This window comes from Priestia sp. P5, from assembly GCF_029522155.1.
In the GTDB taxonomy this organism is placed as follows: domain Bacteria; phylum Bacillota; class Bacilli; order Bacillales; family Bacillaceae_H; genus Priestia; species Priestia megaterium_E.
Map to the genome: position 1 here is coordinate 2,978,074 of NZ_JAKWFJ010000001.1, position 24,700 is coordinate 3,002,773.

A 24,700-nucleotide genomic window follows, 5' to 3' on the forward strand; every position below is an offset into this window, starting at 1 on the left:
CTCTCACTGCGTTCACCCTCACTTTTATAAATCAATTTTTTTTGATGTATTCATCATATCTGGAAAATTCAGATAAATCAAGATATTAATCAATTTTTTTTGATTAATTTCAGCGTATATTTTTATTGAATATATAATAAAATACTTATATAATTATATCCGGAAACAAGGAGGTGAGTTAGATTGGGTGTACAAACACAAATAGAAATGGAAAAAGCAGCACAGATACTGAAGCTGCTTGGAGATAAGACAAGATTGTCAATGATGAAGCTGCTCCAAAATAACGAGTGCTGTGTTTGTGAGCTAGTTGAAATTTATAAAGCAAGTCAACCGGCTATTAGTCAACATTTACGTAAATTGAGAGACATCGAACTTGTAAAGGAAAGACGAAAAGGACATTGGATCTTCTATTCATTAAATAAAGGAAACAGCTATTATGAGTTTGTCCTTAATGTACTTGAATCTTTACCAAGCGAAGATGAACGATTAAAAGAATTAGAAAAGCAAGGATTACGTATTAATTGTTGCTAATAGTAGGAGGTTTGTAAAGTGGTATCAGTTATAGTAGCCTCCCTCATTTTCTTAGTGACATTGATTTTTGTCATTTGGCAGCCGAAGAACTTGTCTATTGGCTGGTCAGCATGCGGAGGCGCATTATTAGCTCTTTTAGCGGGTGTGGTTGATTTCCATGACGTGCTAAATGTAACTCAAATTGTATGGAATGCAACATTAACGTTTATTGCAGTTATTATTATTTCCTTAATTTTAGATGAAATTGGATTTTTTGAGTGGGCAGCTTTACATATGGCACGAGCTGCAGGAGGAAATGGCGTTCGCATGTTTGTGTATGTATCCCTACTTGGAGCTGTAGTAGCCGCATTATTCGCAAATGATGGAGCAGCCTTAATTCTAACACCTATTGTACTTGCCATGGTACGAGCACTGAAATTTGAAGATAAAATGGTCTTTCCTTTTATTATCGCCAGTGGATTCATTGCAGATACAACATCGTTACCTCTTGTAGTAAGTAACTTGGTCAACATTGTATCAGCTGATTTCTTTGGTATTCGCTTTTCTGAATTTGCATCACGTATGATTGTGCCAGATCTGTTCTCACTTTTGGCAAGTATTGTTATCTTATATTTGTACTTTCGTAAAAGCATTCCTAAGAAATACAACTTAGATGACTTACAGAAACCGGTTGAGGCTATTAAAGATGAAAAAATGTTCCGTTTATCAGGAATCGTTTTATTCATTTTAGTTCTTGGTTACTTTATTGGTGAGTTTTTCGATGTTCCCGTTTCAATTATTGCAGGAATTATTGCAATTTTATTCTTAGGAATAGCGAGAAAGAGTCCCGCTGTTCACACTAAAAAAGTGTTAGCAGGAGCTCCATGGGCAATTGTTTTTTTTTCCATCGGTATGTATGTGGTTGTCTACGGATTACGTAATGTAGGGCTAACTGAAGTATTAGCAAGCCTTATTCAAACAGCGGCTGACCATGGATTGTTTGCAGCAACCATTGGTATGGGATTCATTGCAGCCATTCTCTCATCAATTATGAACAATATGCCAACCGTGATGATTGATGCTTTGGCCATTGATGCAACTTCTGCAACAGGTACAATTAAAGAAGCCTTGATTTATGCAAATGTCATTGGTTCGGACTTAGGACCAAAAATTACACCTATTGGCTCTCTAGCCACTCTCTTATGGCTCCACGTTCTTTCGACAAAAGGAGTTAAGATTTCTTGGGGAACCTATTTTAAAACAGGTATCATCTTAACCATCCCAACATTGTTTATTACGCTTGTTGGTTTATATATTTGGTTATCAATTATTTCTTAACATATTATAAAGGAGATTTTACACATGTCTAAAAAAACACTTTATTTCTTATGTACAGGTAACTCTTGCCGTAGCCAAATGGCTGAAGGATGGGCAAAAAAATATCTAAATAACGATGAATGGGATGTACGCAGTGCAGGATTAGAAGCTCATGGATTAAATCCCAATGCTGTAAAAGCAATGAAAGAAGCTGGTGTTGATATTTCAAATCAAACATCTGATGTCATTGATCCTGAAATTTTAAATAATGCGGATTTGGTCGTTACATTATGTGGCCATGCAGCAGATCACTGCCCAGTAACGCCTCCCCATGTGAAGCGTGAACACTGGGGATTTGATGACCCAGCAAAAGCTGAAGGAACAGAAGAAGAAAAATGGGCGTTTTTCCAGCGTGTACGTGATGAAATCGCTGAACGTATTCAGCGTTTTGCTGAAACAGGTAAATAATTAATTAAGAAGCAGTCTATTTGTGTAGACTGCTTTATTTCTTCCTGAAATCTGTTTTATAGTAACTAGGAATATGAGGAATACGTTATTAGTCTAACCAGATTTGTAGATTCATATACATACAAATTTAAAAATACAGATTGTAATCGATTCTACTTATATAAAAGTAAAAGTATAAACTTACTTTTTATAAATATAAGATATTCTTTTAGCTAGTTTGTAGAAAAACTTTCGCCTTTACAATTAGATGCGTTTATTGTATGATTACACAACAGGAACATTTGTTCGATACTAAGGGTTTAGAGATGAATAAAGGAACACCAGAATAAACTAACACAGTTAAACACAAAATTTTCTCGCACGGAGCAAAAACATTTGAGCCAACTCTTATTCTTTATCGAAATACCTTGGCGTTTATTGTAAACGTAATAACAATCGGAGGTTTCAAATTATGAATGATAAAAAAGCAGCACTAGATATGGCTCTAAAACAAATTGAAAAACAATTCGGTACAGGATCAATTATTAAAATGGGAGAAGGCACACATACAAAAGTTGAGGCATCTAGCTCAGGCTCATTAGCTTTAGATATAGCTCTTGGAATTAATGGTTATCCCAAAGGAAGAATTATGGAAGTTTACGGGCCCGAAAGTTCAGGTAAAACAACCGTTTCCTTACACGCAATTGCAGAAGTACAAAAAAATGGAGGTCGAGCTGCCTTTATTGATGCTGAACACGCACTTGATCCAGTTTATGCAAGAAAACTAGGTGTAGATATTGATGAGTTACTGTTATCTCAACCAGATACTGGTGAACAGGCACTTGAAATTGCTGAAGCATTAGTTAGAAGTGGTGCTGTAGATATTATTGTTGTTGACTCAGTAGCAGCATTAGTTCCGCAAAAAGAAATTGAAGGAGAAATGGGAGATTCTCACGTAGGCTTACAAGCTCGTTTGATGTCTCAAGCTCTTCGTAAACTATCTGGAGCAATCAATAAGTCTAAAACCATTGCCATCTTCATCAACCAAATCAGGGAGAAAGTAGGCGTTATGTTTGGAAATCCGGAAACAACGCCAGGTGGAAGAGCACTAAAATTCTATTCTTCCGTTCGTCTTGAGGTTCGCCGCGCTGAACAACTTAAACTCGGAAATGACATAGTTGGTAATAAAACAAGAATTAAAGTAGTCAAAAATAAAATGGCACCTCCTTTCCGCATTGCTGAAGTAGATATTATGTATGGAGAAGGTATCTCAAAAGAAGGAGAAATCTTAGATATCGGCTCTGAAGTAGACATTGTTCAAAAGTCTGGATCTTGGTTTTCATATAATGAGGAGCGTTTAGGACAGGGACGAGAAAACGCTAAGATTTTCTTAAAAGAAAACCCTGAAATTAGAGAAGAAATTAGAAAAAGAATTATTGATTTCAAATATAGTGATAATGTTAATAACGATAACGATAGCGAAAAAGAAAACCAATAAAAGCATAAAATACCTTTCCCACGGCTTGAACTGCCCCCCATTATTAGATAAAAAAACTCTAATGATTGGGGGTGTTTTTATGTTAAGGCTATTGATTTGCACCTAAATAGACACTACTCATATAGAGAAACAGCATGAATCTTCTTGCAATCCATTGATATATTTACAACGAACGCACCTTTCTCTTTGTTTCAATGAAATAAAAAGTATAATCAGCAGATAGTGAAGTGAATAATTTTCCGGCCTCAAACAGAATCCCAGCGAGCAACTAAATAAAGAATATCTTCTAAAAAGAAATTCTTATTAAAAAAGCCTAGGTGATATGATAGTAGAACTTTCTATTTCTTTCCCCTTCCATATCCATCGATTCGCTTTATCTCTACTTTTATTTAGGTACACATTATGATTAAGTTGATTATATTTATTTGAGTAATGAAGATTGGCCAGAAGCAAATTAGATTTTACTGAAACCATAACATTATTGTTGATAGTGTTATGAGTTGCATGATATTGCATCAGTAATTGGCCACCATCCATGTTCATCGTATCATTTCCATATAAAATATTATGTTCAATAAGAGTATTTATCGTCCCTCCACGTTTTTTATCATAGCCTCCAATTGAAATTCCTGTAAAACGATTCTTATAAATCATATTCCGTATGACTTGAACATTGCTAGTTTGTTTACCATAGTGTTCACTTGCGATTTCTACTCCTAGATCGTTATGACTTGAAACGTTATGCTCAATAATAACATCTTTTCCTCCGTCTACGTAGATTCCACCAGCGGAGTATTCATGTTTGTAAGCAGGGTTTGAATAACTGCTGACGTTGTAAATATGGTTTTCACTAATGAGTCCTTCACGGGCTCGGTCATATTTCTCAATAGGAGCTACTTTTTCAAAGCCAATTACGTCAATCCCAATATTATCAACGTTTCGAATTGTATTGGCATTGACGATAAAATCTTTAACATTCCCATTTAGAGTCAGCGCTTCACTAAAACCTAAGGTTAGGTTTTCAAGTAGGTTTTCCGATATCTCAATGTTTTGTAATGAACGCGGCGCTTTAGATCCATAAAAAGCTATTCCATGAGCGTTTCCATTTTTATGTGCAGTCTTAATATCGAAAATATGGTTATTAATGATTCGAAGGTTCTTTCCACTTCCCTCTACTAAAATACCACATGGTGTATTTTGTTCCGTTGAAGTAGAAAAATGACCTATATTCAAACCTTGAATTGTTATGTAGCTCTTATTTTTTATGCTAACTAGCCCTCCATCTGTAGAACGGCTTTTTATTTTTTCTCCACTAATAAGGGGCTTTTCACTTTTATAGTTCCTGAAAATAATAGGCTCTTGTTTAGTACCTGAACGGCTAATAATTAATTGTTCATAATAGATACCGCCTCTGATGTAAACCGTAGTTCCGGGCTGAGCTACTTTACTTGCCTTTCTTAATGTTCTAAAAGGTTTGCTTTTAGTACCCAGGTTTTTGTCATCCCCTGTAGGAGAAACATAAATTTCATAATGTATTATAGGAGCTGCTGAAGGCTGAATAGCTGCCTCAACCCTTTGGTTTATACAGCATAGTAAAATAAGAAGAATACCAACTGCTTTTTTCATAAGATCCTCCTTAAAGTTAATGAATTTCACTTGCAAGATTTTTAAATTATACTATGGCTCTTTAGATAAGCATGTAAAACATCGCACTATGTCTTGTTATTTTTTAAAACTACAGCAATTTTTACATTTAAAACAGAAAATGCTAAAGTAATGCTAGAATGTGGAGGTTTTAGAAATGAATAAGGAACTTAAGTTACGTCCTTTGGAAAGAGAAGATTTAAAATTTGTCCATGAACTCAATAATGATGCAAACATTATGTCTTATTGGTTTGAAGAGCCTTATGAAGCTTTTGTAGAGCTACAGGATTTATATGATAAACATATTCACGATCAAGGTGAGCGTCGTTTCATACTTGAAAAGGACGGGGATATGCTTGGATTAGTGGAATTAGTCGAAATTGATTATATTCATCGTAGAGCAGAGTTTCAAATTATCATTGACCCTACATATCAAGGTCATGGTTACGCCATGGTTGCCACAAACCTAGCAATGAATTATGCCTTTTCGGTATTAAATATGCATAAACTTTACTTAATTGTAGACAAGGAAAATGAAAAAGCTATTCATATCTATAAGAAGGTTGGTTTTTCTATTGAAGGCGAGTTAAAAGATGAATTTTTTGTTGATGGAAGCTATCATAACGCTATAAGAATGTGTATGTTTCAAAAAGAATATTTACAAACAAAAAATAAAAAGTAATAAGTAACAAGAAGCACCTGCCATCAAAATAGTAGGTGCTTTTTAATAGTAGATAAGATATACAATCTTAGTTATCATAATTAGAGCTGTCGGCAGCCTTAAAAAATAAGGACTTTGAATTATAATTTAAAGCCCCTATTTTTAATAAGAAGATACATAATACCAGTTTTTACGTACTTTTTTTATTTGTTTAAAATCCCCGTTAAAATCGCTTTTTGAAGGTTTATGATCGTTTGGGTTATATACAAATCTGGAAAAATTGTCTAGCATCCCACGATATGTAAAGAAAAGAATTAATTTAGCCTTTCCTTTTGTTTCTAGTGCGATGTCGCCCCCGCCTTTAGACAATTGAGTATACTCTTTAGGTAATTGAATAAGTGATGGACTATCAGATACATTAGGTTTAATAACACCATTTTCTATTTTAGTTACAACCTCTTCCCTCTTAATCTTGATGGATTCTAAAGTTGAGATCTACGTTGACTCGATTGAAATGTATTTTCTAATTTATTCGATTGAAAAAGTTGAGATAGCTCATTCAACATGATAACGAACTATTATTTAATGGATTTAGTTGCAATATAACAAGGCATATATTCAGTGATTTTTCCCTTGTGATGATGATCTTCATAAAGGTCTTGTAAGGTGAATCCAGCTTTTAGTTGTCCGCCAATTTGAGTTTCTAATGAATGGCTAAACTGCACACCCCCATTTTTTATAAGTTCTTCATCATTTTCTACGGTGTTTTTAGTTCCATCATAAGGTAATTTATTAACTACTTGTAATGCTTTTTCATCTTCTCCAAATAAATAAAGAGCAGGATTTGCAAAGCCAGATAGCAGAACGCCACCTTTTTTTAGAACTCTAAAACATTCTTGCCAAACGTGTTCAACATCTTGAATATAGCAGTTTGATACAGGGTTAAAAATCATATCGAACGTCTCATCTTCAAAAGGAAATATCTTGCTCATATCCCCTTTAACTAATTCAATAGAATAGCCTTCTCTAGTGGACACCATTTTTTCTAATTCTAATTGCTTATCAGAGTAGTCAAACACTGTAACTTCTGCATGTTGTGCTGCAAAGACTGGGCATTGCTGTCCTCCTCCGCTAGCAAGCCCCAATATTTTTGCTTTTTTAAATGGAATAAACCAGTTATGCGGAACAGGCTTACAAGGTGTTAAGTAGATATCAAAATTACCTTGAGTTGCATCTACAAAATCTTGATGATTAATAGCTAATGACCATTCTCCTCCAGCTGAAGCCCATTCATCCCACATTTCGGAGTTGATTTTTGTATAATTAGATTTTTGCGCCATAGTTAATTCCCCTTTACCTTTTGAGTGTTTTGTTTAATTTTACCATGTTGCTAGAAGAATAATTTAGATATACTAAATAATTTTTTCTGTTTCAGATAATTAATCTGTACTGGAGAAGCACTTAATAGATATTCTTTAAAATAAAAAACACCCTTTTTAAAAATTAAAAGGGTGTTTGTGCCTTAAATATAAAAGCTTGTATATAAACAGGGTATGAGTTTTATTTTTAATGGCTTGTCTCAAAGCTTTCAGCCATCATAAGGTCATTTTTGTAGGCAGCCATTGCGAGTTCATATCGCACCTTTTGACCCGCTTCTACAAAATCAGCTTCCTTCACAAGGCCTGATAATGAATATTGGTGACCTTTAAAACCTACGTTCAGTTCAGTAATTTGATTGAATTGAAAACTTTCTATAGGAATTCCATTCACATCTTTCAGCAAATATTGGCCATATTTCTCGTTACATGTTTGTGCTACCTGCTCCATTACTTTGAAAGCATCGTCCGGGTTTTGTCTATAGTTGAGAATAAGACTTTCATTTACCCGGCGTCTTCCTCGGGTTCCGTTCTGAAGTTCTGTAATGTTGCTATATGAGACGGTATAGAGGTAGCCGTCATACTGGCGAATCTTTAAGTAGCGCATAGTAATTTCTTCTATTTTCCCTTGACGGTTTCCGTTGAGAATAACATAATCTCCATGGTGGATCTGGCGTTCAAACAAGTAAGTCAGTCCCATTATATAATCACGGATGATATGCTGGAGGATTATTGCCAGGGCACTGGCCAACACTACCGAACTAGTGAGAATCTTTCCGAAGTCAAAGAAATGGCTAAGCACATAAATAAAGAAAAAAGCCAGCCCCAATACTCTTGTGACTTGATTAGAAAAGTGCATGAGCGTCTCTTCTCGTTTTTCATCTAAAAAGCTCGTTTTATCAAAGAAAAGCTTAATGAATTTGCGAATAAAATAAACGATAAGTACAATCAGCAGCCCTACCGTTAAAACCTTTACGGGAAACTGCTGGAAAAATTCAGTAAAAACCAACTTACCCACTCCTTATTTCTAACACTATACCAAAAGAATGTATGGAAAGACAAAAATCTTCTGTTCCTTACAAACCTTAATGATAATAGCACGGTTTTATCAAAAAAAGAAGTGGTATCTAAGCTTCTTGAAAGTCGGTATATTGGTGATAATCTCTCAATTAATTGAAATTAAAGGGTTAAGGTGAACTGTAATAGACTAATTTTCTTCATTTTTTTGTAGACTATTCTTATATATCTTTTGACTTTTGCAGGCTTCCTAATAAAGACATTCCTATATGTTCATCATTATTTCTCTCTAGTTTATAATTAGCTAAAACGACGGACGCAACTTTCTTTTCCTTATCAATTCCTAAAAATGAGCTGAAGCATCCTGTTCCACCGCCGTGCAACATCACGTTATTGTTTTTCTTTAAAAGCAACCATCCAAGACCCATATCAAACTTCTTTGTTCCATTACCGTGTTTTTTATGACAAAAAGACAGATATGGTTTATCTTCGTCCATATTTATTTTTGCGTATTTAAGTAAATCGTCAGCGGTTGAGGATACTGCACCCGCAGGTGATATAAAGTTTTCTTTGTCCCACTGCCAGTTGCCGCAATCATTATTTTTGCGGTCATAACCCTGTAAATTATTATTTGAGCTGCCTAAACAAGTCTCCTTTAGTCCAAGCTCATTATGAAAAAAGTCATTCATAGTATCCCAATATCCTTTGCCTGAGATAGTTCCTAACACATACCCAATAAGTGAAATACCGAAATTAGAATATTTCCACGAATAATCTACTTCTTTCAATTTAGTTCTTTCAATTAGCATTTTCATTTTGTTAAAATCCATATGCAGCGGATTATTTTTGTTAAAATCACTTCCGCCAAAAATCAAACCTAAAATTATTTTAAAATATTCCCGTTTATTTAAAGGTAAGCTTCCTGAATATCCAGAAGAGTGAGTAGCGAGGCGGAGCAATGTAGGATAATACGTGTCTTCTTTAAGTTCTCTTATGTATTTTTGTATAGAATCGTTTAGTGTCAACTTGTTTTCAGATATGTATTTTGATAGCAGCGATACAGTGAAAGTCTTGGTAATAGAACCAATTTCATAATGATATTTTTTTGATGAGTCAATTTCACCGCTTTCGTTATAGACTTTTATAATAGACTGATTGTCCGTTAAGTAGCCAACGGTTAGTTTCAAGTATTTTTTTCCTTTACAGGTTTTATTAATTAACCGTAATGTTTCATCGCTGATTTCGAACATAATGAGTGCTCTCCCTTATCCTTTATTTAAAAAATTGTTAAAAGGATTGATCGATATGCTTTAAGTTAGATTAGCCTATCGAGTTTTTTTTTTATTCTTTCTCATATTGTCAATTGCTTGAAACCTTCGACTTTCAAGCTCCCTTATTACTCTCAACTGTAATTCATTGTGATCACCATCCATTTTGATGTTGCCTTCTTCTTCAAATCCGTCATGTTCTTCCCCATCAAAGCTATAAAGTTTCTTTAAAAGCTTCCACATTATTTCCAACTCTTCGGTTGAAAATTTTTTAAAAAGGTCTTCCAAAAAGAAAATTCCTTTTTCTGAAACAACAAGCAGTGCCTCTTTTCCCGCTTTTGTAATTTTTACGTTAACTGCACGCTTGTCTTTACTGCTAGGAATTACGTCAACATAACCTTTCTTTTCCATAATGGTAATTAACTGTTTGACGCTTTGTTTTGTAGTTCCTAATTTTCTAGCAATATTATTTAACGTTGTTTCATCTTCAGGTAAATGAGCAATTGCCACCATCGCCATATGCTGTCTTGAAGTTAAAAGTTCAAGAGATTTATCACCCTTTACTTGGATTTTATTTGCCAGAGAAAATAAAGTAGCGTAAGTTTGCTGCATTAAAAAAAGCTCTCTATAAATATCCATATCCACTCTCCATTTTAGACAATATATTGTCTAAAATGATAGTATATTTTGGTAATTAAGTCAATATACTGTTTATTTTAATTTTGACTATTCTGTTACACTAAAGTAGGCAAAGAAATAGTGGCCGTTCGTAAGCAAAAGTTGTCCTTTCTTTATCTAATTAGATATACTAAAAAAGCACTCTAATTTAATACTACTCTAAAAAAATGTAAGAAAACCGATATGAAGTAAAGGAGAAAAAACATGAACCAGCATACACAACCTTTAAACCCTATCGCCTTCCACCTTGGTCCACTTGAAGTCCATTGGTATGGAATTATCATAGGAATAGGAGCTTTCTTAGGCTTTTTGTTAGCCTCGAAAGAAGGAAAGAAACGAGGTATCTCTTCCGAAACCATCTCTGATTTACTTCTGCTAGCACTACCAATTGCTATCGTTACTGCTCGAATTTACTACGTACTTTTTGAATGGAGTTATTATAAAGACCACCCAGGCGAAATTATAGCAATTTGGCATGGAGGCATAGCTATTCACGGTGGAATTATTGGATCTGTATTAACAGCTATATGGTTTTGCAGAAAAAAGAATCTTTCTTTTTGGAAAATGGCTGATGTTTTAGCTCCTAGCTTATTATTAGGCCAAGCTATTGGCCGGTGGGGAAACTTTATGAATCAAGAAGCACATGGCGGACCTGTTACACGTCATTTTTTAGAAACTTTACATTTACCAGATTTTATTGTTAATCAAATGTATATCAATGGAACTTATTATCATCCTACATTCCTCTATGAATCACTTTGGAACATAATAGGTGTTCTTGTCCTGATCGTACTAAGAAAATCCTTGTTAAAAAGAGGAGAAGTCTTTCTTACTTACCTGCTATGGTATTCGATAGGACGATTTTTTGTAGAGGGATTACGTACGGATAGCTTAATGCTAACTTCTCATATCAGAATAGCTCAGCTAGTTTCTTTCCTTTGCGTGCTAGGCAGTTTGATCCTGCTATGGTATAGACGCAAAAAAGGCTTAGCAACTAGTAAGGCTGTCTCTCTCTCATAAGCACATATATTTTTGTATGGATTATTTTTTAAAGAATTAAAGGATAAAAACGTACAAAAGGAGCAAGTTGATTTTCAGTAACTCTGAAGATCAACTTGCTCTTTTTTTGTTTAGTTTATTAATATTTTTAATCATAATCATGATTTATCTATATTTTACTAATAATAAACTGTCTTTTATAGTTAAAGTACATATTTCTTATGTGACGCTTTACTTGATAAGAATCTATATTGGGGATGAAATGCATGATAAATATAAATAGAGCTCAAAAGCAAAATCTATTCTCACGAACAAATATCTGGACGTCACCTACTGGTTCTGTATCGGCTAGAGGAGTTGCTTTTACTTTTCTTTTTGCTTTACTTGCTTATGGCTTAGCGAAAGTCCCGGGGTTTAATCATATCGGTCCACTAGCCTGTTCAATTATAATGGCAGTCATTTATCGTCAAATTTGGGGGTACCCTGAAAAAATAAGATCTGGAATTGAATTTTCTTCTAAAAAGCTGTTACGCTATGCGATTGTTTTATATGGACTGAAGCTTAATATTGATGTTGTTATTCATCATGGGTTAGGATTGTTGCTTCGCGATGTGGGAACGGCTTTATTTGCGATTGTTTTAACGGTTTTTCTAGCCAAATGGATGAAGGCTGATAGCGGTTTATCCCTTCTTTTAGGGATAGGAACAGGAATATGCGGTGCTGCAGCTATCGCAGCTGTTTCTCCGATTATAAAAGCAAAAGAAGAAGATACAGCTATCGGAGCTGGTGTTATTGCTTTAGTGGGAACCCTATTTGCGATTGGATATACCATTTTAAGACCTTATATACATTTAACGAATATTCAATATGGAATTTGGTCAGGCGTAGGCCTTCATGAAATTGCCCATGTAGCTCTAGCGGCAGCACCGGCTGGACGCGACGCCCTAGCTATTGGCCTGTTGGCTAAGTTAGGCAGAGTGCTCTTACTTGTGCCATTAAGCTTTATCTTAATGTACTGGATGAAGCGAACAGGAAAAATGGAAAAGGATACGAAGATTGAATTCCCTTGGTTTTTAATAGGTTTTATCATCATGAGTATTTTTGGGAGTTATGTCGTTGGTAAGCACCTTATAGTACCTAAAACGATCATGAATAATATTTCAATTCTAACTACCTTTCTTTTAACAATGGCTATGGTCGGGTTAGGTTTAAATGTAAGCATGAAGGCTCTTCGAACAAAAGCATTGAAGCCGTTGATTGCGATGTTTATTACCTCTATACTCTTATCATTTCTTACGTTTTGGACGATGTAAAGACAAGTAAATTAAAATGATTAAGTAACAGCTAATATTTCCTATACAACTGTTAATGTGAAAAAAGTCTCTTATTTCTCAGGTTTTAAATCTCTTCCCAAATTTATGGATTAATTATAGAGAAATCTAAACCTATAACCTAGATACTAATGGCAGTTCTCTCCTTAATAAACGGTTTCAATTAAAAAACAACCTTTATTGCAGTAAGTAGTGATGTAATAAAGGTTGTGTTTGTATATACTAGGGGTTGTAGTGCTGAACTTGGTGTTGTTTTAAGAGCATCAAGCGGATAAAAAGCCGAAGCATCTCCTACAATGAAATACAGTAAAGCAGAGAAACATTTAGAAAATACATTGACGCCTCTGAATCAGTCATGGTATAAACACAATAGGAGAGTTTAGCACTTAAAAGCATAAAAGCGATAAAGTTTAAAACAATATTTATATAAATAGAATACATAGGAGGAAACAACTACCATGGGACATAATAGCAAAATTATAGACTGTACCATTCGTGACGGAGGTTTAATTAATAATTGGGATTTTAGCGTTGAATTTGTGCAAGACTTATATAACGGCCTAAGCGCAGCCGGCGTTGAATACATGGAGATCGGTTATAAAAATTCACCTAAGCTTCTTCAAGCAACTGAGCCCAATCCATGGAGATTTCTTGACGACAACTTTCTCAAAGAAATTATTCCTGAGAAAAAGTTCACGAAGCTATCTGCCTTAGTAGATATTGGGCGTGTAGATCCAAATGACATTCTGCCGCGTGAACAAAGTATGTTAGATATGATTCGAGTGGCATGCTATATTCGCGAAGTAGATAAAGGTTTAGAGCTTATAAAAATGTTTCACGATTTAGGCTATGAGACTTCACTTAACATTATGGCACTATCTAGCGTACCGGAAAATCAGCTTATTGAAGCATTTGAAATGGTAAAGAAAAGCCCCGTAGATGTTGTATATATTGTTGACTCCTTTGGAAGCCTAGACCCTGCGGATATTGAGCATCAAGTGAAAAAGTTCCAAGCAATGATTCCTAGCAAACAGCTTGGGATCCATACCCATAACAATATGCAGCTAGCTTTTGCTAATACATTAACTGCGATGCGTAATGGAGTTACATTCCTTGATTCATCTGTTTATGGTATGGGCCGTGCAGCTGGTAACTGTAACACAGAGTTGCTTGTTAGCTACATACCAAAACCAAGCTATGAGATGAAGCCGATTCTTGGCGTAATTGAAAAGCATATGCTTGAAATGCGTCAAAAGTGGGAATGGGGCTATATCATTCCTTACATGATTTCTGGTGTGCTGAATGAACATCCACGTGTTGCTATGGCTTACCGTGATAGCGAAGATCGTGACAAATTCGTAGATTTTTATGACAAAGTAACGTCTCCAGAAGTTACTACGTCTCCAGCATCAAAATAAGTTTAAATGCTAAAAGTACCTCTGTTAATCGGGGTACTTTTTTGTTATTACATAAAAAAACCCCATGATTGTATAGCATCTACTTAAACTTTGATACCCTCACTCTCGACAATTAGCTAAATGTAAACAGTCGTGCTCTTCTTAAACTATTATTTATGTATATAAACCGGGGTTCCAATGGGAACTGCAGAGGAAAGTTCTAGAATATCTTCATTGTCCATTCTGACACATCCATGTGACATATCTCTGCCAATAGAAGCTGGATCATTAGTCCCGTGTATTCCATATGTAGGTTTTGACAGTCCCATCCATAAGGGGCCAAATACAGCTGGAGGAGTAGTATCTTTATTAATAATTTTAAATTTTCCAGTTGGAGTTGGAGTAATCATTTTCCCTACAGCAATAGGATATGTCTTTACCAATTTAGCTCCATCATATAGTTTTAATTTATGCTGCTTTATTGAGACATCTATCCTTTTTGCCATGGCAGTACCTCCAACTTCTTATAAGTTACTATACATGAAATTTTCTAGATTAATCCATAATAACTAATACTATTTATACCGTTCTAATAGTAAAAAATTTCTTTAAAAGCCAAGGTCCCGGCGTAAACCCAAGCGTTAATTGCCAAGCTCCTATTGCTTGCAAGCCGAATTGACGAACTAACACCATTTTTTCACTCATACTTCTGACATCTTCAAACCATACTTCATGCATCTGCCCCGCTTGATCTCTATACTGAAAAAAGGGGGATTTATACTCCTTAGAATATTGTATGGGCGACTGATATCTCATCGCTGTTTTAATCGCATTTTGATTGGATATAGCAGATGCTACTGTGCCAGGCTTGTAAGGAATTGACCAGTTATATCCATATAACGGGACTCCGATGATAAGTTTTCTTCGCGGAACACTTTTTATCGCAAATTCTATTGTTCTTTGTACTTCAGTGATAGGTGCAACAGGCCCTGGTTCGCTGCCTGCATGATGCCAATCATATGCCATAATGAACATATAGTTAACAACGGCACCTATTCCCCCGTAATCATATCCTTTTAACCAAGGGATATCTTCGCTTGTCTTGGCTGGAACCGCTATGGTCAGCACGTATCCTGCAGGTTTTAAACGTTCACCCAGCTGAAGTAAAAATCCTGTAAAAAGATCTCTATCCTCGGCCTTTACACGTTCAAAATCAATATTCACCCCGCCGTATCCTTTTCTAGATACTAAATAAAAAATATTATCGACAAGATTGTTTCTTGCCTGAGGATTATTTAAAACTTGATGGGCAAGATCAGAACTAAATCCTTCAGAAGTTAGATTAGTAATCGTAACTAACGGTGTAACTCGGTTTTTCCAAGTCGTTTCAATCGCTACTAAATCGTTTAAATCATTCATAATATCTCCATTGCTGCCAAAATGATATTCAAAGATAGAAATGGACGAGGAATAAGTTGCAAAATCAGTAATTAAATCGCGATCTAATTCTGGATTTCGAACGGCATAATACTCCAGTGTACCTGCAATATAGTCTGATATATTAGGGATTTTTATTTTCATTCCCACCTGCAAATAATTATAATGGACTGAAGGATTAGCTCTTTTTAATTGTTCTAAGGATACATAAGCTTTTTTAGCAATACTCCTCATCGTATCCCCAGGTTGAACTGTGTATACATAAGAAGCTATAAGTAAGGCTTGACCTGGAACAATATTTGTTTCTTCTAACCCATTTACCCTCCTAAGCTGCGCAATGGGATAATCATATCTCCTGCTTATTGAAGACAGGGTATCCCCAGGTTGAACTATATGAACAAACATGTTTTCTCCTCCTATGTACTCTTTATCGAATTATGTTTTATTTCGTGACAAGTTTAAAGAAGCCATTCAATAAATGTATATGAGTATTGTTTGTTTATATAACTGAGTTAAGTGAAGGGGAACCTCTTTACACACTCCCCCCCTCTATTGCTCCTCTAATACGGGTAGAAATGTTCCAGAGATTATACCAAAATCTATGTATCATAAATGTATGTTTTTGGTGTACTTGAAAAAGGCTGTTTTTTTGTCAGATAGGATTATATTAAGAAATAAAAAGAGCAAGCTCTCTAGCGTGAGAGTTTGCTCCTTCCATTTAATGATTAAATGGAAGGAGCTCCTAATTTTCTACACCTTTTTCTCATGTTTCTAAGCCTCTTGTGATTACTGCGGAGAAAAATTTTTGTCCTACTGCTAAGAGTTAATAAAGGAGAAGCACATGCTGAAGGTATCAACTCAAGCATGTGAAATATCTTAACCGTATCCTAGAGCAGGATCATCAGGGGATGATATTTTTAGAAGCTATCTCCTATTCAATAAAGGAGTCTTTTGTAAAGAGGAAGTCAGTTCTTTCTTAACCTTTTTAAAATTTTTTGACCCTAATAGGGCTTAATAAAAAATCTATTTTTCAGTCTAACTACTGATGAATCTATACAAATCTTTACCTACTGTTGTAGATAAACGTTTACATTTTAACTTGTGCTCCTTTTACTTATTTCTTTTTTTCCATTTTATAACCTCGATGTTAACACCATGGTTTTCTTGAGATGATATGGTGAATTCGTCCATTAATTTTTTTACACCTGATAAACCAACACCTAACCCTCCTGATGTTGTGTAGCCACTCTCCATCGCTTTTTGGACATTTTTAATGCCTGGTCCTTTATCTATGGCTATTATTTTGAGACCTATTTCAAGTTGATTCTCTATTATTTCCATTATAATTTTTCCCGTAGTGGCATATTTATATATATTTCTGGACAATTCTGAAATAGTCGTAATAATTCGGGCTTGATCAAGTGTGCTGAAGCCTAAGCAGTTAGAGAACATCCGCCCTTTCTGACGCGCTTCTACTATATCCACTTCAGTGTGTATCTCAACAGTTAAAGGTTCCTTTCCTTCATCCGATTGAAATAGCATAATTATCACCACTTTCTTTATTTTAATAGTAGTAAAAAAACAATAGGCCAAAAAGAAAGGTTATATGACCTTTCTTTTTGGCCTACATCTAGTTCAGTGCCTAGCTTATCAGTGCCGTTATGAAGTTGGGTTTAAAATCAGAAGAATCGTACTTTTATCTTTATGAAAGTCCCACGCGACTAGTACATCTGTTACCTTCGAATCTAAAATCACTTCTAATGATTGACTATGTTCATGAAGCAGCCTTTTTTCAAGATTTCTTTTAGCCAATGTAAGGTTTTCTTCAAACCCTAATTGCACTAATTCTTTCTCTACATTTACCATAATACCTTCCCTGATTATGAGGAGTGTTCTCTCATCTAATAAATAAGAAGAAACATCTTGAGGGAATTTTTCTGCTTTTCGAGTCACTTCCTCGACTTCTTTATGCAGCAATTTCTGATTTTTATAGGAATGATTGATTATATTTTCTTTATCAGAATGGAGCATGATAAACATGCCAGACTGCAGATCTAAATTCCAATCATAATAAAATTCCTCAATATCTACATGTATATTCAATTTTATATATCCTTTTATCTCTTCAATTAAAGTCTCCATTAACAAATCACGTGTTTTTTGAACATAGATAACTTGTCCCTTGTCTAACAAAGCCTTTTCTAAAGGTAATAAAAAGGCTTTAAAATAAACGGTTATAAAAGGAGGAGAAATGACGGTGAATACACCTCCAGGACCTCTTCCAAAGTTTTCACGAAGTAACCTTCCCATATAACTACTTAATTCTTTTTCCAGTTTCGTTTTATCCATAGATGGTGCACCTAGTTTCTAGTTTCATAAGGTATACTATTCGTGATGTTTTATGAAAACTCCTTCTTCATCATAAGATCATTTTCGGTAATAAGAATTCACTTTTTACAAAGTGTAAACGAGGCATACTAGTATATCTTTAATAGATTGGTTTCTGTTTACCTTTGTATTTTCTGTGTTTAAAGATTCTTCTTTTATTTGAAATTCCAATTTTACTTCCATAGATAATGGTACTTAAAAGTATTATATCCTTGCTAATTTCTTCTTTGTATAATTCATTGTCATACTTTTGGTAATCCTGCAACAATCGACGAAGCTCTTTTATAAACAATACAATCTCATGATTATCAGCCATACCGATCAAATCCTTTCTGTTGGCACATCCTATTTTCAGATGCTATTTTAGGGAATTATTCCGTTACAAAAGGACTTCCTCTTTTTAGACAACAAAAATAAGCCGAAAAAGAAAAGGTATGAGCTTTTCTTCCTCGGCTTATGTTTGGCACAATGTGTCCAATTCATTACTGCCTCATTAATTTTTTGGTTTTAGGATAAGCGTAATAATACTATTATCCTTTTCAAAATCCCAATCCACAAAAATATCAAGAATGTCTGCATTTAATATCTCATCATAGTCATCGTTTTGTCGTAAGATTCCTTTTTCCAAAGGGCGTTTAGAGATGCGTAAGGTGTCATCAAAACCCAACGAAATTAGCTGCTTTTCAATAGCCACCAGTATTCCTTCTCTTACGATGACCAATGTACGATCGCTTAATTTATATGAAGAGATTTTCTCAGGCCCTTTTTGTGCAATTTCACTCATCTTTATAATTCGATCATGAATTGCTTGTTTTCCTGGGTAAGGGTCACCCTCAGTCAAATCGGCTTTCAAATCGTCCAGACAAACTCCCACAAAAATTCCGGAGTGATGATCTAAATTCCAATCATAATATAAGTGCTGGATGTCAAGGTCTGTAATCCCTTTGATTTGCCCAGTGATTTGAGGTTCAAGAGTCTTTACCAAAAGCTCTCTTGTAGTCATCACTTGAAGTTCTTCATTCTGGTTTAACAGTACTTGTTCCATCGGCGATACAAAGCCACTGACATAAATAACAACATAAGGTTCATAAATCGTAACATGAACAGCCTCGGGGCCTTTTCCAAAGTTATCTCGTAACAATTTGCCCAAGTTATTCGCCAATTTTGTTTGCTGAGCCTTAATATCCATATTTCTTCATCCTTTATTAAGAAAGAAGCATCATATCCTCTTTCCATCATTTTATTGTACCATTACGAACGAATAATTTAAATATGCAGAATAAACAAAAAATAATTGTTACAATATGTTTAACCTAATTATAAACGTTCAAAACCTCTTCTTTCTATTGCTTGGGACGTATTTTGAATGTCACATGTAGTCAAATTATTGTTGGGGAAATATAGCTTTATCTTTTAATTGATGCATCGCAGGGACATACTAAAAAACGAGGTGATAATATGGAAATAAATCGAGCCAAACAAATTCTTTCTTCACCCAAGGAAATTAATGTTCATTACCACGGAGTTCCTATTTGGATTAAAAGTGTAGATGAAACATCAAGTATGGCTACCGTTCATGCGAGAGGAACACATGATGAAGACCGTATGGTTCCAGTCCTTGATTTAGAAGAAAAATAAAAAGTTGGAAAGGAAGAATGTAGTTTTTTTACATTCTTTTCTTCCATCTCCAAATAGAATCCAATAACTGATACTATATTTCTCTAAACTTTATTTATAAGAAAAAAGAGGGAAGAAAATAACTGATCTTTATTTCTTTTCTTTAGTTATACATTTTTATTAAGTTGTCAATAGAAGGGGTTGCAGATAATATATTTCAATCTCGGCTTATTCTTGCTTCTGCAACGATATTACCTAACACATAACGAATATAAAGAGCCACTTGTTTTACGCAAGTGGCTCTTTGCTACGTTGATTGAATACACTTGGATCCCTAATAAATAATGAAAAAAAGCAATCTATAAGTGATGTAGATTATTCTTTAACTAATTTAACAAGCATATGAGCAAGATGATGTTGTTCTTCCTCGTTTCCAACTTTCCATAACTCATGTAACAAGTATTGCTCTTCATTTTGTGGCTCCTCATGTGTTGCGAGATAATCAGCTATTTTTTTAGCTGCTAGAGCTAATTGATTATCATTTAACCCTAGTTTCTCACCTTTTGTGACTTTATCTCCTAAATAACTTTTAAATTCGTTAAAACTAGAAAGGATGTTGTCTTTCTTCTCTTGACTCATTTCATTTAGTTTATCCTCTACTTTATTTTCAACGGTTTCAGTATTATTGTTCATTTTTCATTCTCCTTCCAATTAAGTATTAATGTTCTTATATGGTAAATCCCCCATTTACAAGTATATAAACATTTCGTAGCCTACTCATATATTAAGTAGAATAATAGTAAACCTTGAATAAAACTCGATTATTTGTAATAAAGTTTAGTAAAAAACCTTTTTGATAACAGGATGTATTTCTTAGGATGTTAACAGCCTAGGTTAGTTCCACAAAACTTAATGGGTTATTTAGATGAGGAACGGAGTGAATACGAATGAGTTTAGCTACTTATATAGGCTCGAACGTAGAATTACCTATTAATAAGGAATTAGATGATTTAGTTACTATTGGGAGTTGCTTCTCAGATGAAAGAAATCGATTGAACATAAAGAAACACCCATTTACTACCCTTTATGTTTATGAAGTTGCAAGTGACTGGGGAATTGAAATTACGGAATATATGAATAAGAGCAGGCGCAAAGAATCAAAAGAAAAACTAATTGCACTATGCAAATTGATGGACCGCTATCTTAAGTCAGGAGACTTTTTTGAATTGTATAGTTGTTGGGTAGGAGAAGAAGCTGAAGAGCAAAAGAGGAAATTAACGTTAAACATCCATTACTTTGACATTGACGATATTGACATGCCAGAAAAAACATTAGTTAGAATTGAAAAGTGAGTTCGCCCTATTATTATGATAAAATTACCCTTATATAGTGTACATAAAAACAGAAAAACTCCCTTAATGCCTTAATGGAGTTTTTCTGTTTAAATATTAAGGGTGTAATTGCTTGTTACTTACATATCATTTAATAGTTTTGTAGATATTTATTATAACCTATCAAATGATTTTGGGAAAGAAAAAAATGAAAGCGATTACTTTGGGTTTAAAATAATAAATGAAATATAACTTTATGAAATGTATTTTGATTCTGAAAAAATACAGAGCTTAAGCTTAAATGTTCTAAGTTTCCCCTTATATATTAATAAAGAAACTTTTATTCTTTATCGTTTCCTGGCACAGCATTAGAAATTATAGAAACGTCTCCAGTATAATACTTATGCGGATAAGGATCAGAAGGCTTGGCAGGCTTTGTTACAAACTCTTTCTCAAGATCAGCTAATTCCTCTGATACCTGTTCTAAATCATTTGATTGATTATCACTCATATAAAATTCCTCCTTTTAATTAAACAAAGCTCATTGCGCATTAAGGATACGTTTTTTAATAATGTGGATATAAATGCTGTTTTTATTCTATACTTTTCTGTGCCTTTTCTTCACTTAGTATATATTTCAAATTAATATTTATTACTTTTTTGAACTTGTGAATGATTTATTTGTACCTTTAAAATCCATTATGTTAACTAAGAAAGTATGCTATATTCACTTCAAAAAGCAGAGACCGATGGGCCCTGCTTATTATTTGACTATCACTTTCCCTACCATTCCACTATTAAAATGGTACCTACATATCAGTTCATATGTACCGGGATTTTGTGGTTTCACGGCAATGGTTTTTTCTTTTCCAGGCTGGACTTCAGCGTCAATTCCGAGTTTTTCTACTGTGAAGGTATGCTCTTTCTGACCTTTATTTTTCAATATCAATGTAATCATTTTTCCACTTGGGATAGTGATGGTTTCTGGATTAAAGTAATCATCGTTCAACTGAACCTCCATGGCTTTCTGTCTTACCACGTCCGATTCGGCCAAAACGCCGAGTGCCCCTGAAGTTATCACACCGATAACCATCGCAAACAAAATGACCCATCCCGTTAACCACTTTTTCATAGACATTTGCAATCACTCCTTTCCTAAGCCATATTCTTTTCCAATTCATAAAATAATATCAATATTTTTTGTGAATTAAGTATTATTTTTCCTTAGTCACAATTTCCGGAAACTACAAATAGTTAGGAAAGTTGGGAGAATCGTTAGTGCTAAGAGAAGAAAATTGCAAACTTAATCAGGAATAAATAAGTTTTATGAAAGAAGCTTCTCGATTAGGTCTCTCAATTAAATTGCCGCACTTTATAAAATAGTATTGATACTAATAGAACAGTTTCAATCATATTCTTATAAGAGAAAACATTAAAAAGGAGTGTCAAGTTAGTTGATAAAAGCTAAGGTTAGTTTACGGCCTATTATTAGTAAGATAAATTTACCTACCGTTTTGAAAACAGCTATACTTCCGGGTGACTCATTTGAAAGCTTATTTATTGCAACCCAAGTAGGAGAGATCTTTTATATAAGAGACGGCGCTATACGGACTTTTTTAGATATTCGCTCACAAATCATAAAATTGGGTACGTCTGAACCAGGTGTTTCTCGTGGGGGATATGATGAACGAGGATTGCTGGGGCTAGCGTTTCATCCAGAATTTTATTATAACGGTCTGTTTTATCTTCATTACTCAGTAGCTGGAACACAAGGACCAGGTGCACTTTCTGAACATTTTAAGCCTAACCCGTGTGATCCTAAAACTTCAAACCTAAAGTGGATAAATAGAGAAACTAAATATGATCATATTGATACAGTGGAAGAATGGATTTTCCAGCCAAATGGGCAACCTCAAAAAAGACGGACGTTACTTAACTTAAGAAGACCATTTTTTAATCATAATGGTGTTAACAGCTTAAACTTTTCACCTGAAACTGGAAAACTTATCTTAACAATCGGAGATGGCGGATCAGGATATGACCCCTTTAATTTAAGTCAGGATGATATGGAGATTTACGGAAAAATAATTGAAATTGATGTAAGTAAGAATACATTCATCCATAATCCACCCGCAGTCACACGCTTTAACGAACTCCCCTCACCTATTCAGGAAACCCTTACGCTCATTGCCAAAGGAGTTCGCAACATAACGGGCATTTCATTTCAAAGATTTTATAATCAGTATATCAAATATGTGGGAAATGTTGGACAAGATGTGGTAGAGTCGATTTTTTCATTCGTTCATTATAAACCAATACCTGTTCCTCAACTTATTCAGGCTTCTTTAATGAGAGCTAAACTCAGCCAAGAAGGGTTTATTAACCTTGGCTGGCGGGGATGGGAAGGAACTTTCCCTACTTCGTTTATAAGGAGGTGTTCTGAAAATCCGGCCTTGGATGAGAAAATAATTGCTTATTACGATGAAGCAGTAAAAACTTCAGCGAGACGTCTTCAGCCTTTAACTAGTTATTTTCATAAAGATTCCCGTCTCGGTAAATTTTGGGGAACCTCCCTTACTGGAGTTCAGCCATATATGGGAAATAAAATCCCTAGCTTAACAGGAAGCGTTATGTTTACCGACATTGCCCAGGTTAAAGAATCTCAGTCTCCAGTTAGAGGAGTTTTAGCTTATACCAAGGCAAGTACAGATTGTAAGCTAAATGATTTTAGTATTGTGGAAATTGATTATAATTTTGGTTCTCAATCAGCTTACTACGTTAGTTTGGGAACGAACCTGGATCAAACCAGGCTTTATTTAGGAGTTTATGGCTCTATGAAAGTGTCTGACTTTAATCAAGGTACTGTTTTTGAAATTGTTCCATGATTTACATTTATAAAATTCGACTGGACATTGATTTTCTCCCAAAAATTATAGCTTAATTTTTTCAGCAGCTATTTTATAGTAATGAGCAAATGAACTTTCTAGAAAATAAGAAAGCCTTTAATCAATAAAGCCCATAAAAGATTCATTTTATGGGCTAAAATACCATACCTTTAGAAAGTACGACCTATGTCTGTAAAAGTAAATGCGACTTATTAGTGCTCCCTCTTAATTTCTTTATATATTACATGTAAGAGTTGATATATCGGGCAGTGGTCTAAATCGACCTTTACCCCCTTATAATGTAAAAACAGTTAACCGAGGTGAAATTCATGTACTTTTTAAAGTCTCTTTCAAATGAAGTAAAATCTACGCAGCTTCTTTTTAATAGACTATCTAAAACTAAGCAGCTTGTATCAGGCGCTCTTTTCGCCAGCTTAGCAGCCTTTTTTCAATCAGCAGGAGGTTTCTTACCAGGAATAGGAGTTTTCATTAGTCCATTATCTACTGCACCCATTCTTTTTTGTTTTATACTTTCGCTCCCTCTAGGGTTTCTTACCTATATACTAACAAATCTGCTTCTTCTGATTATCCAGCCAAGTGAACTTATTATTTTTCCTTTTACAACAGGAATATTGGGAGTGGGCATAGGAGCAGCTTTTTACTTTTTTAAAAAGAGATTGTACATTATTATAAGTGGGGCCACCTCATTAACTGTTGGGATTATTACTTTATTGTACGGTTTCAAATTCCCAGTACTAGGTCCTGTGATTTCCAATAATTTTTCTCTTTCTACTACTGGTTTAATTTTTGTATTTACTTTCCTTTATAGTTGGATTTGGGTTGAGCTCAGCTTAGCTTATTTAAAAAAATTAAAAACATTTATTTTCTTTTAAAATAAT

At 34.5% G+C, this 24,700-nt stretch carries 26 protein-coding genes; 12 read left to right on the top strand and 14 right to left on the bottom strand.

The genetic code is table 11. From position 1 onward, the window contains the following. Positions 1 to 207: 207 nt before the first annotated feature. From MMB69_RS15790 to recA, 4 genes are all read left to right on the top strand, one after another. Complete coding sequence (locus MMB69_RS15790; RefSeq protein WP_372452232.1) at positions 208 to 531, top strand: ArsR/SmtB family transcription factor; 324 nt, start codon at positions 208 to 210, stop codon at positions 529 to 531. A gap of 18 nt (positions 532 to 549) precedes the next feature. Continuing rightward, entirely contained in the window at positions 550 to 1,848 is a 1,299-nt protein-coding gene (locus tag MMB69_RS15795) for an arsenic transporter (protein WP_221782500.1), read from the top strand. 24 nt (positions 1,849 to 1,872) lie between these two features. Continuing rightward, complete coding sequence (gene arsC / locus MMB69_RS15800) at positions 1,873 to 2,295, top strand: arsenate reductase (thioredoxin) (protein ID WP_013056447.1); 423 nt, start codon at positions 1,873 to 1,875, stop codon at positions 2,293 to 2,295. 451 nt (positions 2,296 to 2,746) lie between these two features. Continuing rightward, positions 2,747 to 3,772 (top strand): recombinase RecA, encoded by a 1,026-nt coding sequence (gene recA / locus MMB69_RS15805; RefSeq protein WP_013056446.1) that lies wholly within the window; start codon positions 2,747 to 2,749, stop codon positions 3,770 to 3,772. A 303-nt stretch (positions 3,773 to 4,075) separates the two neighbouring features. On the opposite strand, the gene MMB69_RS15810 is transcribed toward recA, so the two are convergent. Then, positions 4,076 to 5,398: a DUF1565 domain-containing protein gene (locus MMB69_RS15810; RefSeq protein ID WP_277447978.1), complete on the bottom strand. Its 1,323-nt coding sequence runs from the start codon at positions 5,396 to 5,398 to the stop codon at positions 4,076 to 4,078. A 175-nt stretch (positions 5,399 to 5,573) separates the two neighbouring features. Between MMB69_RS15810 and speG the strand changes: the two genes are divergently transcribed. Further along, positions 5,574 to 6,098: a spermidine N1-acetyltransferase gene (speG, locus tag MMB69_RS15815; protein WP_221782498.1), complete on the top strand. Its 525-nt coding sequence runs from the start codon at positions 5,574 to 5,576 to the stop codon at positions 6,096 to 6,098. A gap of 557 nt (positions 6,099 to 6,655) precedes the next feature. Here speG and MMB69_RS15820 read toward each other — a convergent pair. From MMB69_RS15820 to MMB69_RS15835, 4 genes are all read right to left on the bottom strand, one after another. Next, positions 6,656 to 7,417 carry a class I SAM-dependent methyltransferase gene (locus tag MMB69_RS15820; RefSeq protein WP_269870978.1) on the bottom strand — a complete coding sequence of 254 codons (762 nt, stop codon included), beginning with the start codon at positions 7,415 to 7,417 and terminating at the stop codon, positions 6,656 to 6,658. Between the two features lie 226 nt (positions 7,418 to 7,643). Continuing rightward, a complete protein-coding gene (locus MMB69_RS15825; protein ID WP_221782495.1) occupies positions 7,644 to 8,462 on the bottom strand; it encodes a mechanosensitive ion channel family protein in 819 nt (272 codons plus the stop codon). A gap of 229 nt (positions 8,463 to 8,691) precedes the next feature. Then, entirely contained in the window at positions 8,692 to 9,720 is a 1,029-nt protein-coding gene (locus MMB69_RS15830; protein WP_277447979.1) for a serine hydrolase domain-containing protein, read from the bottom strand. Positions 9,721 to 9,795: 75 nt separating this feature from the next. Next, positions 9,796 to 10,377 (bottom strand): MarR family winged helix-turn-helix transcriptional regulator, encoded by a 582-nt coding sequence (locus tag MMB69_RS15835; RefSeq protein WP_277447980.1) that lies wholly within the window; start codon positions 10,375 to 10,377, stop codon positions 9,796 to 9,798. Positions 10,378 to 10,620: 243 nt separating this feature from the next. Between MMB69_RS15835 and lgt the strand changes: the two genes are divergently transcribed. The 3 genes from lgt (at position 10,621) to MMB69_RS15850 (ending at position 14,164) form a co-directional block, all read left to right on the top strand. Next, positions 10,621 to 11,436 (top strand): prolipoprotein diacylglyceryl transferase, encoded by an 816-nt coding sequence (gene lgt / locus MMB69_RS15840; RefSeq protein WP_277447981.1) that lies wholly within the window; start codon positions 10,621 to 10,623, stop codon positions 11,434 to 11,436. A 245-nt stretch (positions 11,437 to 11,681) separates the two neighbouring features. Beyond that, positions 11,682 to 12,728 carry a YeiH family protein gene (locus tag MMB69_RS15845; RefSeq protein ID WP_277447983.1) on the top strand — a complete coding sequence of 349 codons (1,047 nt, stop codon included), beginning with the start codon at positions 11,682 to 11,684 and terminating at the stop codon, positions 12,726 to 12,728. A 476-nt stretch (positions 12,729 to 13,204) separates the two neighbouring features. Further along, positions 13,205 to 14,164, top strand: a complete 960-nt coding sequence (locus tag MMB69_RS15850) for an aldolase catalytic domain-containing protein (protein WP_033578621.1) — start codon at positions 13,205 to 13,207, stop codon at positions 14,162 to 14,164. 149 nt (positions 14,165 to 14,313) lie between these two features. Here the strand turns inward: MMB69_RS15850 and MMB69_RS15855 are convergent, their stop codons facing one another. The 6 genes from MMB69_RS15855 to MMB69_RS15880 all read right to left on the bottom strand — a co-directional run bounded on the left by MMB69_RS15855 (position 14,314) and on the right by MMB69_RS15880 (position 19,157). Next, positions 14,314 to 14,649 (bottom strand): L,D-transpeptidase, encoded by a 336-nt coding sequence (locus MMB69_RS15855; RefSeq protein ID WP_116740989.1) that lies wholly within the window; start codon positions 14,647 to 14,649, stop codon positions 14,314 to 14,316. A 73-nt stretch (positions 14,650 to 14,722) separates the two neighbouring features. Further along, positions 14,723 to 15,985 carry a glycoside hydrolase family 18 protein gene (locus MMB69_RS15860; protein ID WP_221782485.1) on the bottom strand — a complete coding sequence of 421 codons (1,263 nt, stop codon included), beginning with the start codon at positions 15,983 to 15,985 and terminating at the stop codon, positions 14,723 to 14,725. 705 nt (positions 15,986 to 16,690) lie between these two features. Further along, on the bottom strand, positions 16,691 to 17,122 hold the full coding sequence (locus MMB69_RS15865) for an ATP-binding protein (protein ID WP_221782483.1): 432 nt from the start codon (positions 17,120 to 17,122) through the stop codon (positions 16,691 to 16,693). Between the two features lie 117 nt (positions 17,123 to 17,239). Then, a complete protein-coding gene (locus MMB69_RS15870; RefSeq protein WP_221782481.1) occupies positions 17,240 to 17,929 on the bottom strand; it encodes a Na-translocating system protein MpsC family protein in 690 nt (229 codons plus the stop codon). A 139-nt stretch (positions 17,930 to 18,068) separates the two neighbouring features. Further along, positions 18,069 to 18,284, bottom strand: coding sequence for a hypothetical protein (locus MMB69_RS15875; protein WP_182421102.1), 216 nt, complete (start codon positions 18,282 to 18,284; stop codon positions 18,069 to 18,071). 177 nt (positions 18,285 to 18,461) lie between these two features. Beyond that, positions 18,462 to 19,157 carry a Na-translocating system protein MpsC family protein gene (locus MMB69_RS15880; protein WP_014460656.1) on the bottom strand — a complete coding sequence of 232 codons (696 nt, stop codon included), beginning with the start codon at positions 19,155 to 19,157 and terminating at the stop codon, positions 18,462 to 18,464. Between the two features lie 269 nt (positions 19,158 to 19,426). Between MMB69_RS15880 and MMB69_RS15885 the strand changes: the two genes are divergently transcribed. Next, positions 19,427 to 19,606 carry an H-type small acid-soluble spore protein gene (locus MMB69_RS15885; protein WP_221782479.1) on the top strand — a complete coding sequence of 60 codons (180 nt, stop codon included), beginning with the start codon at positions 19,427 to 19,429 and terminating at the stop codon, positions 19,604 to 19,606. 354 nt (positions 19,607 to 19,960) lie between these two features. Here MMB69_RS15885 and MMB69_RS15890 read toward each other — a convergent pair whose 3' ends face one another. After that, a complete protein-coding gene (locus MMB69_RS15890; RefSeq protein WP_014460657.1) occupies positions 19,961 to 20,278 on the bottom strand; it encodes a DUF3243 domain-containing protein in 318 nt (105 codons plus the stop codon). A gap of 254 nt (positions 20,279 to 20,532) precedes the next feature. On the opposite strand from MMB69_RS15890, the gene MMB69_RS15895 reads away from it, so the two are divergent. Then, positions 20,533 to 20,937 (top strand): hypothetical protein, encoded by a 405-nt coding sequence (locus MMB69_RS15895; protein WP_221782477.1) that lies wholly within the window; start codon positions 20,533 to 20,535, stop codon positions 20,935 to 20,937. 319 nt (positions 20,938 to 21,256) lie between these two features. Here MMB69_RS15895 and MMB69_RS15900 read toward each other — a convergent pair whose 3' ends face one another. Both MMB69_RS15900 and MMB69_RS15905 read right to left on the bottom strand, forming a co-directional pair. Further along, positions 21,257 to 21,427 (bottom strand): hypothetical protein, encoded by a 171-nt coding sequence (locus MMB69_RS15900; RefSeq protein WP_221782475.1) that lies wholly within the window; start codon positions 21,425 to 21,427, stop codon positions 21,257 to 21,259. A 252-nt stretch (positions 21,428 to 21,679) separates the two neighbouring features. After that, positions 21,680 to 22,054 (bottom strand): cupredoxin domain-containing protein, encoded by a 375-nt coding sequence (locus MMB69_RS15905; RefSeq protein WP_221782473.1) that lies wholly within the window; start codon positions 22,052 to 22,054, stop codon positions 21,680 to 21,682. 316 nt (positions 22,055 to 22,370) lie between these two features. Between MMB69_RS15905 and MMB69_RS15910 the strand changes: the two genes are divergently transcribed. Next, positions 22,371 to 23,801 carry a PQQ-dependent sugar dehydrogenase gene (locus MMB69_RS15910; protein WP_221782471.1) on the top strand — a complete coding sequence of 477 codons (1,431 nt, stop codon included), beginning with the start codon at positions 22,371 to 22,373 and terminating at the stop codon, positions 23,799 to 23,801. Positions 23,802 to 24,130: 329 nt separating this feature from the next. Then, positions 24,131 to 24,694, top strand: coding sequence for a hypothetical protein (locus MMB69_RS15915; RefSeq protein WP_221782469.1), 564 nt, complete (start codon positions 24,131 to 24,133; stop codon positions 24,692 to 24,694). Positions 24,695 to 24,700 lie beyond the last annotated feature (6 nt).

Excerpts from the sequence above, each read along its gene's own strand:
- MMB69_RS15855 (WP_116740989.1), bottom strand. The coding sequence starts at position 14,649 with ATGGCAAAAAGGATAGATGTCTCAATAAAGCAGCATAAATTAAAACTA.
- MMB69_RS15790 (WP_372452232.1), top strand. The coding sequence starts at position 208 with ATGGAAAAAGCAGCACAGATACTGAAGCTGCTTGGAGATAAGACAAGA.
- MMB69_RS15845 (WP_277447983.1), top strand. The coding sequence starts at position 11,682 with ATGATAAATATAAATAGAGCTCAAAAGCAAAATCTATTCTCACGAACA.
- MMB69_RS15810 (WP_277447978.1), bottom strand. The coding sequence starts at position 5,398 with ATGAAAAAAGCAGTTGGTATTCTTCTTATTTTACTATGCTGTATAAAC.
- MMB69_RS15880 (WP_014460656.1), bottom strand. The coding sequence starts at position 19,157 with ATGGATATTAAGGCTCAGCAAACAAAATTGGCGAATAACTTGGGCAAA.
- MMB69_RS15860 (WP_221782485.1), bottom strand. The coding sequence starts at position 15,985 with ATGTTTGTTCATATAGTTCAACCTGGGGATACCCTGTCTTCAATAAGC.
- MMB69_RS15885 (WP_221782479.1), top strand. The coding sequence starts at position 19,427 with ATGGAAATAAATCGAGCCAAACAAATTCTTTCTTCACCCAAGGAAATT.
- MMB69_RS15870 (WP_221782481.1), bottom strand. The coding sequence starts at position 17,929 with ATGGATAAAACGAAACTGGAAAAAGAATTAAGTAGTTATATGGGAAGG.
- MMB69_RS15865 (WP_221782483.1), bottom strand. The coding sequence starts at position 17,122 with ATGCTATTTCAATCGGATGAAGGAAAGGAACCTTTAACTGTTGAGATA.
- MMB69_RS15830 (WP_277447979.1), bottom strand. The coding sequence starts at position 9,720 with ATGTTCGAAATCAGCGATGAAACATTACGGTTAATTAATAAAACCTGT.
- MMB69_RS15890 (WP_014460657.1), bottom strand. The coding sequence starts at position 20,278 with ATGAACAATAATACTGAAACCGTTGAAAATAAAGTAGAGGATAAACTA.
- MMB69_RS15850 (WP_033578621.1), top strand. The coding sequence starts at position 13,205 with ATGGGACATAATAGCAAAATTATAGACTGTACCATTCGTGACGGAGGT.
- MMB69_RS15895 (WP_221782477.1), top strand. The coding sequence starts at position 20,533 with ATGAGTTTAGCTACTTATATAGGCTCGAACGTAGAATTACCTATTAAT.
- lgt (WP_277447981.1), top strand. The coding sequence starts at position 10,621 with ATGAACCAGCATACACAACCTTTAAACCCTATCGCCTTCCACCTTGGT.
- MMB69_RS15835 (WP_277447980.1), bottom strand. The coding sequence starts at position 10,377 with ATGGATATTTATAGAGAGCTTTTTTTAATGCAGCAAACTTACGCTACT.
- MMB69_RS15905 (WP_221782473.1), bottom strand. The coding sequence starts at position 22,054 with ATGTCTATGAAAAAGTGGTTAACGGGATGGGTCATTTTGTTTGCGATG.
- MMB69_RS15915 (WP_221782469.1), top strand. The coding sequence starts at position 24,131 with ATGTACTTTTTAAAGTCTCTTTCAAATGAAGTAAAATCTACGCAGCTT.
- speG (WP_221782498.1), top strand. The coding sequence starts at position 5,574 with ATGAATAAGGAACTTAAGTTACGTCCTTTGGAAAGAGAAGATTTAAAA.
- MMB69_RS15900 (WP_221782475.1), bottom strand. The coding sequence starts at position 21,427 with ATGAGTGATAATCAATCAAATGATTTAGAACAGGTATCAGAGGAATTA.
- MMB69_RS15875 (WP_182421102.1), bottom strand. The coding sequence starts at position 18,284 with ATGGCTGATAATCATGAGATTGTATTGTTTATAAAAGAGCTTCGTCGA.
- recA (WP_013056446.1), top strand. The coding sequence starts at position 2,747 with ATGAATGATAAAAAAGCAGCACTAGATATGGCTCTAAAACAAATTGAA.
- MMB69_RS15820 (WP_269870978.1), bottom strand. The coding sequence starts at position 7,417 with ATGGCGCAAAAATCTAATTATACAAAAATCAACTCCGAAATGTGGGAT.
- arsC (WP_013056447.1), top strand. The coding sequence starts at position 1,873 with ATGTCTAAAAAAACACTTTATTTCTTATGTACAGGTAACTCTTGCCGT.